Origin of the sequence: Mycolicibacterium lacusdiani, assembly GCF_021916785.1 — a bacterium.
Classification (GTDB): domain Bacteria; phylum Actinomycetota; class Actinomycetes; order Mycobacteriales; family Mycobacteriaceae; genus Mycobacterium; species Mycobacterium lacusdiani.
Map to the genome: position 1 here is coordinate 51574 of NZ_JAKCFC010000008.1, position 14603 is coordinate 66176.

Below are 14603 nucleotides of genomic sequence, written 5' to 3' on the forward strand. Positions count from 1 at the left end.
CCTGAACACCGTGCCGACGCCCCTGCCACGTTTCCGTCGCGTCGTCGGTTCATCGTTCACCGCCGTCGTGTGCGCGCTCGTGGTCGCGGGCTGCACGGTCAGCCCGCCCCCGGCGCCGCAGAGCACCGACACCTCGGAGTCGACGCCGCCGCCGCCGATGAAGGCATCGCAGATCATCGTGGCGATCGACTCGATCGGCGCGGGGTTCAATCCGCACCTGATGTCGGACCAGTCGCCGGTCAACGCCGCGATCTCGTCACTGGTGCTGCCCAGCTCGTTTCGGCCCATCGCGGATCCGGCGACGCCGACCGGGTCGCGGTGGGAACTGGACACCTCGCTGCTGGAGTCGGCGGAGGTCACCGGCGAGAGTCCGTTCACCGTCACCTACCGGATTCGTCCGGAGGCGTCGTGGACGGACAACGCGCCGATCGCGGCCGACGACTACTGGTATCTGTGGCGGCAGATGGTGGGCGAGCCCGGCGTCGTCGACCCCGCGGGCTACGACCTGATCACCGGCGTGCAGTCGGTGGAGGGTGGCAAGACCGCGGTCGTCACGTTCTCCCAGCCGTATCCGGCGTGGCGTGAGCTGTTCAACGACATCCTGCCCGCGCACATCGTGAAGGACGTGCCCGGTGGATTCTCGGCGGGCCTGGCCCGTGCGATGCCGGTGACCGGCGGGCAGTTCCGGGTCGAGAGCATCGACCCGCAGCGCGACGAGATCCTGCTGGCGCGCAACGACCGGTACTGGGCCCAGCCCGCCGAGCCGGACCTCGTCCTGTTCCGACGCGGCGGTGCGCCTGCCGCGCTGGCCGACTCGATTCGCAACGGCGACACCCAGGTGGCCCAGGTGCACGGGGGACAGGCGGCGTTCGCGCAACTCAGTGCCATCCCCGATGTCCGGACGGCGCGCATCGTCACCCCGCGGGTCATGCAGCTGACGCTGCGGGCGCAGCAGCCGATGCTGACCGATCCTCAGGTGCGCAAGGCGATCCTCGGGTTGATCGACGTCGACCTGCTCGCCGCCGTCGGCGCGGGCAGCGACAACACCGTCACCCTGGCCCAGGCGCAGGTGCGGTCACCGTCGGATCCGGGCTACGTGCCGACGGCGCCGCCGGCGATGACCAGGGAGGCCGCGCTCGCGCTGCTGGCCGGGGCGGGCTACCAGGTGCAGCCGATTGAGCCCGCGCCACCGTCGACGCCGGGGACGCCCGCGCCCGCCGACGACCGGGGCAGGATCACCAAGGACGGTCAGCCGCTGGCGTTGGCCCTCGGCGTGGCGTCCAACGACGCGACGTCGGTCGCGGTCGCCAACACCGCGGCCGATCAGTTGCGCAGCGTGGGCATCGCGGCGTCGGTGATCGCGCTCGATCCGCCCGTCCTCTACGGCGATGCGCTCGCCGACGACCGCGTCGACGCGATCATCGGGTGGCATCAGGCGGGTGGCGATCTCGCGACCGCGCTCGCGTCGCGCTACGGGTGTCCGGCGCTGGAGGCCACCGCGGTGCCGACGGCCCCGCCGAGCGGCCTGCCCTCGACGCCGGTGACCACCACGTCACCGCCGCGCGGTGCCCCGCCTTCGAGTACCAAGCCACCGATCACGAAGCCGCCAACGGCCACGACGACGAGCACCACGCCGACCGCCACCACGACGGGCACGAATTCGGCACCCGCACCCGGTGGCGATCAACTGATCCAGGCGCCGAGCAACCTGACCGGCATCTGCGATAGGAGCATTCAGCCCAGGATCGACGCCGCACTCGACGGCAGCGAGAACATCGCCGAGGTCCTCACGGCCGTCGAACCGCGGTTGTGGAACATGTCGACGGTGATGCCGATCCTGCAGGACACCACGATCGTCGCCGCGGGCCCCAGTGTGCGGAACGTGAGCCTCACGGGCGCGGTGCCGGTGGGCATCGTCGGTGACGCCGGGCGCTGGATCAAGACGCCCCAGTAGCGCGAATCTGGTTGCGCTGCCTCGCGTTCTCGATCAGGTGGGCGGTGTAGGCGGCGACGGCGAAGACGGCGAACAGCCACAGCGGTGGCCGCGCGAGTTCCCACACGAACAGCGCCGCCCACAGCGGGGCGCGTTGCGTGATCGCCAGCACGCCCGCCGCGCAGGTCAGCGAGACCGCCGCGACGTGCAGGTCGGTGCCTGCCCAGTGATTGAGCGCCAGCGTCACCAGCGAGCCGGCCGCCGCGCCGGTCGCCAGCGCGGGCGTGATCATTCCGCCGACCGCACCCGCCCGCAGGAACAGCGCCGTCGATGCGGGTTTGAGGACCAGCAGTACCGCGGCGCCGCCTATGGTCAGGCCCGCGTCCACGCTGACGGTCAGGATGCTGCGGCCGTTGCCGGGCAGTTGCGGCCACCAGATGGAGCAGATGCCCATGACGAGACCGGCGGCGGCAATCGCGGGAACCAGTGTCCACGAACGCATCTGAGGCCGTGGTCGCGCGGCCGCCATCACCCGGTCGAACGCCAGGCCCACGGCCACCGACAGCGGGGCGATCGCCAGTCCCAGAAACAGCAGCAGATAGGACGACTGCGCGTCGGGCCACACCAGCGAGTGCTCGAGGTGGGTCACTGGCGCGGCGACGGCCACGGCAAGACTCGAGGTGATCAGCGCGGTACCGAGTGCCCGAGGATGCCAGGTGCGCAACATGATTCGGGTGGCGAACAGTGCGCCACCGAGCGGGACGCCGTACACGGCGCCGAGACCCGCGCCCGCGGCGCACGCCAGCAGGATCTCCCGATCCCTCGGCGTCAGGGACAGCCGCGACATGCCGAGATCGCCGAACGCCGCGGAGATCTGGCGAGGCGCGCCCTCGCGTCCCAGTGAGGCGCCCGAGCCGACCAGCAGCACCTGCAGGGCCGCGTCGATCGACATCCGCCACCGCGGGATACGGCGATGGTCGCTGATCGTGGCCGACAGGCTGGGCACGTCGCCGCCGCGCCGCAGCGCCCACCAGCCGAGGCCCGCGAGCGCGCCACCGATCATGGGTCCGGCCGCGCGGCGGACCGGGCTGCTGTCGCCGACGCCGGTGAGCAGGCTGCCGAACGAGTAGTGGTAGGTCAGGTGCTCGATGGCGTGCAGCAGCAGGGTGGTCGCGGCGCCCGCAGCGCCTGCGAGCAGACCGACGATCACGATGGCGCACGAATACTCCGCGGTGCGCCGAGACACCGGCTGAATCTATCTTGTCGGGATGGACGTTCCACGGTTTCTGTTCGTGCACGCACATCCCGACGACGAGACGCTGACCACCGGCGCCACGATCGCGCACTATGCGCGCCAGGGAGCGCAAGTGCACGTGGTTACCTGCACTCTCGGCGAGGAGGGCGAGGTGATCGGCGACCGGTGGGCACGGCTCGCGGTCGACCACGCCGACCAACTCGGCGGCTACCGGATCGGCGAACTCACCCGTGCGCTGAACCATCTCGGCGTGGCGCAACCGTGGTTCCTCGGCGGTGCAGGGAGGTGGCGCGACTCGGGGATGGCGGAGACGCCGGGGCAGGACCGGCACCGCTTCACCGACGCCGGCTTCGACGAGCCGGTCGCCGCGCTCGTCGACGTGATCCACGAGTTGCGGCCGCACGTCGTCGTCACCTATGACCCGAACGGTGGATACGGTCATCCCGACCACATCCGGGCCCACGAGGTGACGATGGCCGCGGTGACCGCCGCCGCGCCGACGTGGCAGGTGCCGAAGGTCTACTGGACGGTGTTGGCGCGATCGGCCGTCGACGCAGCTCTGCGTGGGCTGGCCGGCGCGGAGTTGCCACCGCACTGGACGTCGATCCCGGTGTCGGACTTGCCGTTCTGCTACGACGACGACCAGATCGACGCGGTGGTCGACGCGCCTGAGAGCCGGCAGGCGAAGGTCGCGGCGATGCGGGCCCACGCCACGCAGGTGAGCGTCACACCAGGAGGCGAGGCATTCGCGCTGTCCAACGACATCGTGCTGCCCCTGCTGCACACCGAGCACTTCGTGTTGGTCGCGGGCGCATCGGGCGAGCGCGACGACCGTGGCTGGGAAACGGATTTGCTGTCCGGGCTGAACCTGGGATAGCCGGGGCGCGAGGGGGTAAGCTCCGATCGAACCAACGGCCCGATGGAGGGATGGCGATGGACCCGGATCTGGATCCCAACCTGCAGCACTGGCAGGACCGCCTGGACAGCCTTCAATGGGTGGAGGGTTCGCTGATCGCGTTGCTCGACAGCATCCCGACCTGACCGCCGACGTCCCCGACTGGCAGCGGCCAGTCCTCCTCGGTGTGCTCGCATTCGACGGTGTCCTCTCGGCGCTGGTAGGTGCGTTCTTCCTCCCGCTCTACCTCGGCAGCGTGCCGTTCCCGATCAGCGGGTTGCTCAGTGGTCTGGTGAACCTCGCCCTGGTGTGGGCGGCCTCGCAGTGGACGACGACGCCCCGGTTGGCGGCGCTTCCGGTCTGGGCGTGGCTCGCGACGGTGCTCGTGCTGGCGTTCGCCGGTCCGGGCAAGGACATCGTCTTCGGCGGCACCGGCATCATGCAGTTGGGGCCAATAGTCCTGCTGGTCCTCGGCGCTGCGCCGCCGGTCTGGTACGTGTTCCGGCGGATGCAGGTGCGCGTCTAGTTCGGCTGCTCACCGGATGGCGGCGATGCCCGCAAGGATGATGTCGATGCCTGCGCGGAACTGCTCCCTGTCGTCGTGCTCGCGCAGTTCGTCGGCGATCTGCTGAACGAACGGGTACCGATCGGGTTCGTCCTGGGTCCAGCGCGCGACGACGTCGGTGAGGAAGCCCGCCCGGCTCGTGTTCCGTGCGACGAGGCGGGCGCCAGCGGCGTATTGCGCCGCGAGGCCCAGCACGTAACTGACCAGTGACGACGCGGAATCGAACTGCGCTCGCTCGGATACGCCGAGAGCCTGCAACTGTTGGCCGAGGCCCTCGAAGATCCGCCTCGTTCCGGATTGCCATGGCTCGCGCGAGATCTGGGTGCCCACCCAGGGTCGGGCGTGGATCGAGTCGAACACGGCGAGGGCTATCGCGCGGATCGCGTCGTCCGGTGCCGCACCGACCGGCGCGCCGGTCAGCGCTTCGGTGATGACGTGGTCGGTGGCCGCAGCGAGGAGGTCGTCCTTGTTCGCGACGTGCCAGTAGATCGCCCCGCTGCCGGTCGTGAGCCGCGTCGCCAACGCGCGGAAGGTCAGGGCGGCCTCCCCGTCGGTGTCGAGGATGTCGATCGCCGCGGCGATGATCCGCTCCTTCGATAGGGCGTCCGACCGTCGCTCGGTCCGTCGAGGTTTCGCGGGCACGGGGACATCTTGACACGACTGGAACGTTGTTCCATCCTAAACGCACCATTGGAACGGTGTTCCATTCATCGGCGGCAGGAGCGGTATGACGATCACGATCATCGGTGCGGGGCTGGGCGGTCTGACGCTCGCACGGGTACTGCACGTCAACGGGATCGAGTCGACCATCTACGAGGCAGAGGCCTCGGCGGACGCCCGCACGCAGGGTGGTCAGCTCGACATCCACGAGTACAACGGTCAGCCCGCACTCCGGGCCGCCGGGCTGTTCGACGAGTTCCTCGGCCTCATCCACCACGGCGGGCAGGCGGCGCGGGTGCTCGATCGACAGGCGAACGTGCTTCTCGACGAGCCGGACGATGGCACCGGCGGGCGGCCCGAGGTGCTCCGCGGCGATCTGCGACGGCTCCTACTGGACTCGCTGCCGACAGGGACAGTCCAGTGGGGCCGCAAGCTGACCGGGGTCTCGGCCATGGGCGCGGGTCGGCACGAGCTGTCGTTCGCCGACGGGTCGGTCGTGGCGACCGACCTCCTCGTCGGCGCGGACGGCGCCTGGTCGAGGGTCCGGCCGCTGCTCTCCGACGCGCAGCCCGAGTACGTCGGCACGTCGTTCGTCGAGACGTACCTGTTCGACGCCGATCGCCGACATCCCGCTGCGGCCGCTGCGGTCGGGGACGGGGCGATGCACGCACTCGCGCCCGGCAGGGGCATCCTCGCGCACCGCGAACCGAACGGTGTCCTGCACGGCTACGTCGCGCTGAACCGTCCTATCGAGTGGATCGCGGGCATCGGCTTCGACGACCCCGCCGCCGCGACCGCGCGGGTGGCGGCCGAATTCGAGGGGTGGGCAACCGAACTCACTTCGTTGATCACCGACGGCGACACACCGCCCACGCCCAGGACGGTCTACAAGCTGCCCGTCGGGCTGCGCTGGGAACGCGTGCCGGGCGTGACGCTGATCGGCGACGCCGCACATCTGATGTCACCGTTCGCCGGTGAGGGCGCGAACCTCGCGATGTTCGACGGCTTCGAACTAGGACGCGCGATCGCTGCGCATCCCGTCGACGTCGAGGCGGCGCTCGTCGCCTACGAGGAACCGATGTTCACCCGCGCCGAGGACGCTGCCGCCGAGTCGCACCGCAACCACGGCTTCTTCTTCGACGATCGCGCCCCGGCAGGTCTGCTCGAGTTCTTCGCGAGCGCGCTGGCTGGCGAGCGCGGTTAGTCTTCGGCGTCGTTCGCGTCGTTCGCGTCGTTTGCGTCCGGTGCTGTGGCATCGGGTGCGGCGGGCTGCTCTGCCGGTTCGTCGTCGTCGTCGTCGACGCCGGTGGTGGTAGCCCCGGTGGTGGTGTCGGTGTCCGTCGGGGACGTTGTATCCGCCGGAGTCGCCGGGGCCGTGACGCTGCCGCGGACCTCGCCCTGGGCCTGGACCGTGCCGGACGTCGTCGTCGTGGGTGCGTCCTCGACGGCGGGTTCGGTGTCGACGTCGATGTCGGTGTCAGTGGTGGTGTCGACGTCGGTTTCGGTCTCGGTGGTGGTCTCGGGCTCCATCTCGACGGCCGGGTCGGCAGGCTCCTCGGCAGGGGCGTCGACCGGATCGAGTGACTCGGCGGGGGTCTCGGCGGCCGTCGTCAGCGCCATCGCGGCCACCTCCGTCGTCTCCGTCGTCGCGAACGGGATGGGCGGAATCGGCGGGATCAGCCAGCCGAAGAAGTAGTTCAACTCCGCGATGCCCAAGTTGATGAACGACGCCACGGTCGTGGTGGCGACGGCCCCAATGCCATTGATGTACGACCAGATGTTCAACGGATCGTTGACCACCGGGTCGATGAGGTCGTAGACCACGCTGTCGGCGATCGGAACGACCAGCTCGTAGTAGACGATCCCCACCTGATCGCCGATGAGGTAGCCGTACGGGATGAACTGCAGCACGTACTGCGTGAGTTCGACGCCGTAGTTCACCCAGCCCTGCAACCACTGGTAAGCCGCATTGATGCCGTCCGACGCCGCATTGAGCGTGACCGGATCGGCCGGTGGCTCGGGTATCAGCGCGGCGGCTTCGGGGTCGAGCCGCTCGATGACGTCCCGCGCGATCGCGACCTGTTCGGGCCGCAGCGGCTCGAGGACGACCGGCCGGACCGACGAGGCCAGGTCCACACTGCGCGCCACCGCTTCCGGGCCGGCGTCTCGGGCCGGCATGGCCGCCGGGGAGAGGGCCACCGCCGACACGGCGAGAGCGGCCATGCCCGCGGCCAGATGGGAACGCAGATCAACGCTCATGAAGACGGCCTCTCGCCAGGTGGTGCGTCGATGCAGAACTTACGCGGCCGTCGGCCTCGTGCAGGCGGTTCTCGAAGAGATGGCCCGCCACTGCGTCGCGCCGCGGCGGCTACTGTGGCCGGTATGCCGGGGCCAGTGTTTTCGAATGGTGAGACGCCGTGGATGAAACTCGCCGACTGCGGGGTTACACGGGAGTGGCTCTGAACCCCCAGCACGGCACTTCCCTGCCCAGCCCGGTGGTCCCGCCGAAGTCCCTCGCGGGGCCGGAGCAGGGCGATTCGACTCCTCAGCCGAGTGCCGCCGCCATGAGACGCGTCCTGCGCCGAGCCCGTGACGGCGTCGCGCTGAACGTCGACGAAGCCGCGATCGCGATGACCGCGCGCGGCGACGATCTCGCCGATCTGTGCGCGAGTGCCTCCCGGGTGCGGGACGCCGGACTCGAGGCGGCAGGCCTGCGCGGAGCGACGGGCAAGCTGCCGGTGAGCTATTCGCGCAAGGTGTTCATCCCGGTGACGCACCTGTGCCGCGACAAGTGCCACTACTGCACGTTCGTGACGGTGCCCGGCAAGCTGCGCGCCGAGGGCAAGGGCATGTTCATGGAGCCCGACGAGATCCTCGACGTCGCGCGTCGGGGGGCGGAGCTGGGCTGCAAGGAAGCGCTGTTCACTCTCGGCGATCGGCCCGAGGCCCGCTGGGACGAAGCCCGCCAGTGGCTCGACGAGCGCGGCTACGACTCGACGCTCGACTACGTGCGCGCCATGGCGATCCGGGTGCTCGAGGAGACCGGTCTGCTGCCGCACCTGAACCCGGGTGTCATGAGCTGGTCGGAGCTGTCCCGGCTCAAGCCGGTCGCGCCGTCGATGGGCATGATGCTCGAGACCACGTCGCGGCGGCTGTTCGAGACGAAGGGGCTCGCGCACTACGGCAGCCCCGACAAGGACCCCACGGTGCGGCTGCGCACCCTCGACGACGCGGGTCGGCTGTCGGTTCCGTTCACCACCGGTCTGCTGGTGGGCATCGGCGAGACGCTGACCGAGCGGGCCCAGACCGTACACGCGATCCGTCGCTCCCACAAGGAGTTCGGTCACGTGCAGGAAGTGATCGTGCAGAACTTCCGCGCCAAGGAGCACACCGTGATGGCGGGGGTTCCGGACACCGGGATCGACGACTTCATCGCGACGGTGGCCGTCACCCGTCTGGTGATGGGGCCGAAGATGCGCATTCAGGCGCCGCCCAACCTGGTGTCGCGCGAGGAGTGCCTCGCGCTGATCGGTGCCGGCGTCGACGACTGGGGTGGCGTATCGCCGCTGACCCCGGATCACGTCAACCCGGAGCGGCCGTGGCCCGCACTCGACGAGCTGGCCGCGGTGACCTCCGAAGCCGGCTACGACCTGGTGCAGCGCCTCACCGCGCAGCCGCAGTACGTGCAGGCCGGCGCTGCCTGGATCGACCCGCGCGTGCAGGGACACGTCGCCGCGCTGGCCGATCCCGAGACCGGGCTCGCGCGCGACGTCAACCCGGTGGGCAGGCCGTGGCAGGAACCGGACGAGGCCGCCGAGTCGCTCGGCCGCACCGATCTGAACACCGCGATCGACTCCGAGGGCCGCCGCACCGAGACCCGCAGCGATCTGGGCAGTGCGTTCGGTGACTGGGAGTCCATCAGGGCGAAGGTCTCCGAGCTTGCCGCCCGCGCACCGGAACGCATCAACACCGACGTGCTGGCCGCGTTGCGGTCCGCCGAGCGGAACCCCGCCGGGTGCAGCGACGACGAGTACCTGGCGCTGGCCACCGCGGAAGGACCGGCGATGGATGCCGTTGCCGCGCTTGCGGATTCGCTGCGCCGCGACGTCGTGGGTGATGACGTGACCTACGTCGTCAACCGGAACATCAACTTCACCAACATCTGCTACACGGGCTGCCGCTTCTGCGCGTTCGCCCAACGCAAGGGCGACGCGGACGCGTTCTCGCTGTCGACCGACGAGGTCGCCAACCGCGCGTGGGAGGCGCACGTCGCGGGTGCCACCGAGGTCTGCATGCAGGGCGGCATCGACCCGGAGCTGCCCGTCACCGGCTACGCCGACATCGTCCGTGCCGTCAAGGCGCGGGTGCCGTCGATGCACGTACATGCGTTCTCGCCCATGGAGATCGCCAACGGCGTGACCCGCGGCGGCACGTCGATCCGCGAGTGGCTGACCAATCTGCGCGAGGCCGGTCTGGACTCGATCCCCGGTACGGCCGCCGAGATCCTCGACGACGAGGTGCGATGGGTGCTCACCAAGGGCAAGCTGCCGACGTCGATGTGGATCGAGGTCGTCACAACGGCGCACGAGGTCGGGCTTAAGTCGTCGTCGACGATGATGTACGGCCACGTCGATCAGCCGCGGCACTGGGTCGGGCACCTCAACGTGCTGCGCAACATCCAGGACCGCACGGGTGGGTTCACCGAATTCGTGCCGCTGCCGTTCGTGCACCAGTCCTCGCCGCTGTACTTGGCCGGGGGAGCGCGCCCCGGGCCGACGCACCGCGACAACCGGGCCGTGCACGCACTGGGCCGGATCATGTTGCACGGCAGGATCGACAACATTCAGACCAGTTGGGTGAAGCTGGGCGTCGAGCGGACCCAGGTGATGCTCAACGGCGGTGCCAACGATCTCGGCGGCACGCTGATGGAGGAGACCATCTCGCGGATGGCCGGCTCGGAGAACGGGTCCGCCAAGTCGGTCGCCGAACTCACGGCGATCGCCGAGGGCATCGGCCGTCCGGCCCGTCAGCGCACGACGACCTACACCCCCCTCGCCGCCTGACCCACCCCGTTCGTGGGGGCACCTCCTTGGGGGGCCACCCCTCCCGGGGCACCTTTCTTGGGGTCATCTCCTCCGGCGAGCGTGCGTGTCTGCGGGCGACACGCCGGGTGCAGACCCGAGTTCACGCACGCTCGCGCGGCGTCGGTCAGCTGAGCTGTTCGACCTTCACGAGGCAGTTGACGTCCTGACCGTCGTTGGCGACGCCCGAGTCGACGAGGACGTCCTCCTGGATCTCGCACGACAGCGTCGCAGCGGTGCCGATCGCCGGGTCGGCTCCGACCCACCACGTGGGATCCCCGGCAGACTGCGCGAACTCGGCATGACCGCCGCAACGGTTGGCGACCTGTGTGGTGCTCGGATCGGAGTCGACCGGAACCGTTATGTCGATGCAGTCGGCACCGGTCCAGTCGATCACAGTGACGAGGCTGCCCGCGCCCGCGAGGGGAGTGGGTGTAACAGGAGCGGCGGTCGTCGAGGTCGGCGGCGCGGCAGGCACGAAGGGTGCCGGCGCGTAGACGGGCGCGCCCCCGCTGCCGCCGCTCTCGCACGCCACACCGTCGCCGTCGCGGTCGAGCTTGCGGCTATAGCCCGGCTGTCCGGCATACAGCGGCGCAGCCCCCGCGGCTCTCGCCTCGGCGCAGCTGCCGTACGCACCTGCGATTGGTGAGGTGGTCAGCGCGGTCAGTGGAATCGCCAGTGCGCTGCATGCGGCGTAGACGATGGTCTTCTTCATTCAAGGCCCCCCAGGACATTCTTTGGACATCGGTGGCCGAACGAGCCACCGATGATCGATCGGAACCATCGACAAGATCGTTACGCCTCGACGGAATGAAATCGGACCGCGGTCCGTTTGAATCCTTGACGGTGTTGGAGAGTCCGGCGCCCCAGTCCAAGGAGATCGACATGACCGCAGCAGTTGCCACCGACCTGACCGCCGGCACCTGGGCCATCGACCCCGTCCACTCGTCCATCGGCTTCTCCGTACGCCACCTCGTCGTGAGCAAGGTGCGTGGCACGTTTGGGAGCTTCTCGGGCGCGATCACGGTCGCCGAGGACGGCACCCCGTCGGTTTCGGCCGAGATCGCCGTCGACTCCGTGAACACCGGCAACGAGCAGCGCGACGCGCATCTCAAGGCCGCAGACTTCTTCGACGTCGAGAACCACCAGACCGCCACCTTCGTCTCGACGGGCGTGCGCCAGGACGGCAGCGACTACGTGCTCGACGGCGACTTCACCCTCAAGGGCGTCACCAAGCCGATCCAGCTGAAGCTCGAGTACAACGGCGTCAACCCGGGCATGGGCCACGGCGAGGTCGCCGGCTTCGAGGCGTCAGTCGTGATCAACCGCAAGGACTTCGGCATCGACATCGACATGCCGCTGGAGACCGGCGGCGCGGTAGTGGGCGACAAGATCACCATCACCCTCGAGATCGAGGCCCTCAAGCAGGCCTGACCTCCGCTGCGCGAGCGTGCGTGAACTCGGGTTCTGGCGCGGCGTGTCGCCCGCAGACACGCACGCTCGCGGGAGGGGTCCGGGAGGGCTCCCAAGGCAGCTAGAGCCGCGCGGCCAACTCGGTGCCCTGGCGGATGGCGCGTTTGGCATCGAGTTCGGCCGCGACCGATGCGCCTCCGATCACGTGCGATTCGACTCCGGCGCGGCGCAGCTCGTCCTCGAGGTCGCGCACCGACTCCTGGCCCGCGCAGACCACGACGTTGTCGACCTCGAGCAGTCGGGGGTTCGAGCGCTTGGCGCCGAAGGTGATGTGCAGCCCAGCATCGTCGATGCGTTCGTAGTTCACACCCGACAGTTGCTCCACGGCCTTGGCCTTGAGCGACGCGCGGTGCACCCACCCGCTGGTCTTGCCCAGTCGCCGTCCCTGCGGGCCCGTCGTGCGCTGCAGCAGGTACACCTCGCGCGCCGGCGGCAGCGGGATCGGCGTCACCAGCGCCCCGCGGGCCTCCTGCGGGTCGGCGACGCCCCACTCGGCCTTCCACTCCTTGAGGTTCAGCGTCGGCGATTGATCGGTCACCAGGAACTCGCTGACGTCGAAGCCGATGCCGCCCGCGCCGATCACCGCGACCCGCTTGCCCACGGGCCGACCAGCCAGCGCCTCGGCATAGGACAGCACCATCGGGTGATCGATGCCCGGGATGTCGGGCATCCGCGGGGTCACGCCCGTGGCGAGGACGACGTCGTCGAAGCCGGCCAGCTCGTCAACCCCGGCGCGAACCCCCAGCCGTACCTCGACGTCGTGCTTGGCGAGCATCGTCGCGAAGTAGCGCAGCGTCTCGGCGAACTCCTCCTTGCCGGGAACCCTTCGGGCCAAGTCGAATTGGCCACCTATCGTCGTGCCGGCCTCGAACAGCGTGACACGGTGTCCGCGCTGCGCCGCCGATACCGCGGCTGCCAAACCGGCAGGTCCCGCGCCGACGACGGCGATCGTCCTGGTGTGCCGCGTCGGCCCAAGGACGAGCTTGGTCTCGTGGCCCGCGCGCGGATTCAGCAGGCACGACACCGTCTGGTGCTTGAACGCGTGATCGAGACACGCCTGGTTGCAGGCGATGCACGTGTTGATCTCGTCGGCGGCGTCGGCCTCGGCCTTGCGCACCCAGTCCGGATCCGACAGCAGCGGCCGCGCCATCGACACCAGCTGCACATGGCCGTCGGCCAGGATCTGCTCCGCGGATTGCGGCATGTTGATCCGGTTGGACGCCACCACCGGTATCCGGACGTGTTCGGCGACGGCGTTGCTGACGTCGACGAAGGCGCCCGTCGGCACGGACGTCACGATCGTCGGGACACGCGCCTCATGCCACCCGATGCCGGTGTTGATCATCGTGGCACCGGCCGCCTCGACTTCGGTTGCGAGCGCGACGATCTCGTCCCAGCTCTGGCCGTCCTCGACGTAGTCGGCCATCGACATGCGGTAGCAGACGATGAAGTCATGCCCGACCGCCTCGCGGGTGCGACGGACGATCTCGACCGGCAGCCGTCGCCGCTTCTCCGGGGTGCCGCCCCACGCGTCGGTGCGCTTGTTGGTCCGCGGCGCGAGGAACTGGTTGAGCAGATAGCCCTCGCTGCCCATGATCTCGACGCCGTCGTAGCCGGCCTCGCGTGCAAGCAGCGCGCAGCGCACGAAGTCGTCGATGGTGCCGTCGACGTCCCGGAGCGCGCGCGGCCGGAACGGGTTGATGGGCGCCTTGATCGACGACGCGCTGACCGACAGGGGATGGAACGCGTACCGGCCCGCATGTAGCACCTGTAGCAGGATCTTGCCGCCCTCGGCGTGGACGGCGTCGGTCACCCGGCGGTGCCTGCGCGCGTCCGATGACGTCAGCATCTGCGCCGCGAACGGCAGCAGCCATCCCGTCCGGTTGGGTGCGTACCCACCGGTGATGATCAGGCCGACGCCGCCGCGGGCTCGTTCGGCGAAGTACGCGGCCAGGCGGTCGATGTCGCGGGCGCGGTCCTCGAGCCCGGTGTGCATCGAGCCCATCACGACGCGGTTGCGCAGCGTCGTGAAGCCGAGGTCCAGCGGCGAGAGCAGGGTGGGGTAGGCGCTCACGACCGGCCTCCCATCGCGTCGAGGACTTCGTCGAGCCAATCCACCGATCCCTGTTCGGCCCGGATTCCGCCGCGCAGCACCAGGTACTGGTTGAGTGCAGCGCCGGTCAGCGCGGCAGGCGCGGGGAACTGCCGCTTCGCGAATCGCAGATAGGCGTCGAGCGTCTCGGCACGCTGCCTTCGGAGGCCGACGACCTGGTCGAGCAGCGCCGCCGTCGTCGCAGCCGTGCCGAACGACGCGCCGCGGATTCTGACGGCGAGGTCTCGGGTCGACGAGTCGTTGGTCGAACTGCCACGGACCGACAGCGGCTCGGCGATCCACCGACAGAGTTCCGCGCGACCGGCCTCGGTGACGTCGTACACCTTCTTGTCCGGCCGGGCGTCCTGCTCGACGACCTCCACCTGGATCCAGCCGTCCTGCTCCATCGTGCGGAGGGTGCGGTAGATCTGCTGATGCGTCGCGGCCCAGAAGTAGCCGATGGACCGGTCGAAGCGACGGGCGAGTTCGTAACCGGAGCCCGACTGTTCGCAGAGCGACACCAGGATCGCATGGGGGAGCGCCATGGTCGCACGCTATGCGATACCGATGGTCCTATGCAACTAGTTGCAAGGTCGGGCGGGCGACACCCCGCGGAGTGCTTGGCGGGTTTTATCTGCGACGTCTAGTA

12 protein-coding genes are annotated in these 14603 nt (G+C 69.5%); 6 read left to right on the forward strand and 6 right to left on the reverse strand.

The features are described from left to right. The first annotated feature begins 10 nt into the window (after positions 1 to 10). Complete coding sequence (locus LOK44_RS21805; RefSeq protein ID WP_372481288.1) at positions 11 to 1954, forward strand: ABC transporter family substrate-binding protein; 1944 nt, start codon at positions 11 to 13, stop codon at positions 1952 to 1954. Here the strand turns inward: LOK44_RS21805 and LOK44_RS21810 are convergent. Then, on the reverse strand, positions 1938 to 3179 hold the full coding sequence (locus LOK44_RS21810; RefSeq protein WP_237572190.1) for a chloride channel protein: 1242 nt from the start codon (positions 3177 to 3179) through the stop codon (positions 1938 to 1940). The genes LOK44_RS21805 and LOK44_RS21810 overlap by 17 nt on opposite strands. A gap of 22 nt (positions 3180 to 3201) precedes the next feature. Between LOK44_RS21810 and mshB the strand changes: the two genes are divergently transcribed. Then, the gene (mshB, locus tag LOK44_RS21815; RefSeq protein WP_237572191.1) at positions 3202 to 4065 is read left to right on the forward strand and encodes an N-acetyl-1-D-myo-inositol-2-amino-2-deoxy-alpha-D-glucopyranoside deacetylase; all 864 of its coding nucleotides are present in this window, start codon (positions 3202 to 3204) and stop codon (positions 4063 to 4065) included. Positions 4066 to 4180: 115 nt separating this feature from the next. After that, positions 4181 to 4609: a hypothetical protein gene (locus tag LOK44_RS21820; RefSeq protein ID WP_237572192.1), complete on the forward strand. Its 429-nt coding sequence runs from the start codon at positions 4181 to 4183 to the stop codon at positions 4607 to 4609. Between the two features lie 9 nt (positions 4610 to 4618). Here LOK44_RS21820 and LOK44_RS21825 read toward each other — a convergent pair whose 3' ends face one another. Beyond that, positions 4619 to 5290, reverse strand: a complete 672-nt coding sequence (locus tag LOK44_RS21825; RefSeq protein ID WP_237572193.1) for a TetR/AcrR family transcriptional regulator — start codon at positions 5288 to 5290, stop codon at positions 4619 to 4621. A gap of 85 nt (positions 5291 to 5375) precedes the next feature. On the opposite strand from LOK44_RS21825, the gene LOK44_RS21830 reads away from it, so the two are divergent. After that, entirely contained in the window at positions 5376 to 6512 is a 1137-nt protein-coding gene (locus tag LOK44_RS21830) for an FAD-dependent oxidoreductase (RefSeq protein ID WP_237572194.1), read from the forward strand. Here LOK44_RS21830 and LOK44_RS21835 read toward each other — a convergent pair. Then, positions 6509 to 7567, reverse strand: coding sequence for a hypothetical protein (locus LOK44_RS21835; protein ID WP_237572195.1), 1059 nt, complete (start codon positions 7565 to 7567; stop codon positions 6509 to 6511). The two genes, LOK44_RS21830 and LOK44_RS21835, sit on opposite strands and share 4 nt — an antisense overlap. Before the next feature lie 194 nt (positions 7568 to 7761). Between LOK44_RS21835 and LOK44_RS21840 the strand changes: the two genes are divergently transcribed. Then, positions 7762 to 10371: a bifunctional FO biosynthesis protein CofGH gene (locus tag LOK44_RS21840; RefSeq protein ID WP_237572196.1), complete on the forward strand. Its 2610-nt coding sequence runs from the start codon at positions 7762 to 7764 to the stop codon at positions 10369 to 10371. 145 nt (positions 10372 to 10516) lie between these two features. Here the strand turns inward: LOK44_RS21840 and LOK44_RS30145 are convergent, their stop codons facing one another. Then, on the reverse strand, positions 10517 to 11104 hold the full coding sequence (locus LOK44_RS30145; protein ID WP_372481289.1) for an excalibur calcium-binding domain-containing protein: 588 nt from the start codon (positions 11102 to 11104) through the stop codon (positions 10517 to 10519). Between the two features lie 170 nt (positions 11105 to 11274). Here LOK44_RS30145 and LOK44_RS21850 point away from each other — a divergent pair, with 170 nt between their 5' ends. Continuing rightward, positions 11275 to 11823 (forward strand): YceI family protein, encoded by a 549-nt coding sequence (locus tag LOK44_RS21850; protein WP_237572197.1) that lies wholly within the window; start codon positions 11275 to 11277, stop codon positions 11821 to 11823. 100 nt (positions 11824 to 11923) lie between these two features. Here the strand turns inward: LOK44_RS21850 and LOK44_RS21855 are convergent, their stop codons facing one another. Beyond that, positions 11924 to 13936, reverse strand: coding sequence for an oxidoreductase (locus LOK44_RS21855; RefSeq protein WP_372481290.1), 2013 nt, complete (start codon positions 13934 to 13936; stop codon positions 11924 to 11926). Next, positions 13933 to 14499: a PadR family transcriptional regulator gene (locus tag LOK44_RS21860; RefSeq protein WP_237572199.1), complete on the reverse strand. Its 567-nt coding sequence runs from the start codon at positions 14497 to 14499 to the stop codon at positions 13933 to 13935. Before LOK44_RS21860 ends, LOK44_RS21855 begins: the two co-directional genes overlap by 4 nt. Positions 14500 to 14603: the final 104 nt, after the last annotated feature.

Excerpts from the sequence above, each read along its gene's own strand:
- mshB (WP_237572191.1), top strand. The coding sequence starts at position 3,202 with ATGGACGTTCCACGGTTTCTGTTCGTGCACGCACATCCCGACGACGAG.
- LOK44_RS21820 (WP_237572192.1), top strand. The coding sequence starts at position 4,181 with ATGGGTGGAGGGTTCGCTGATCGCGTTGCTCGACAGCATCCCGACCTG.
- LOK44_RS21830 (WP_237572194.1), top strand. The coding sequence starts at position 5,376 with ATGACGATCACGATCATCGGTGCGGGGCTGGGCGGTCTGACGCTCGCA.
- LOK44_RS21835 (WP_237572195.1), bottom strand. The coding sequence starts at position 7,567 with ATGAGCGTTGATCTGCGTTCCCATCTGGCCGCGGGCATGGCCGCTCTC.
- LOK44_RS30145 (WP_372481289.1), bottom strand. The coding sequence starts at position 11,104 with ATGAAGAAGACCATCGTCTACGCCGCATGCAGCGCACTGGCGATTCCA.
- LOK44_RS21850 (WP_237572197.1), top strand. The coding sequence starts at position 11,275 with ATGACCGCAGCAGTTGCCACCGACCTGACCGCCGGCACCTGGGCCATC.
- LOK44_RS21860 (WP_237572199.1), bottom strand. The coding sequence starts at position 14,499 with ATGGCGCTCCCCCATGCGATCCTGGTGTCGCTCTGCGAACAGTCGGGC.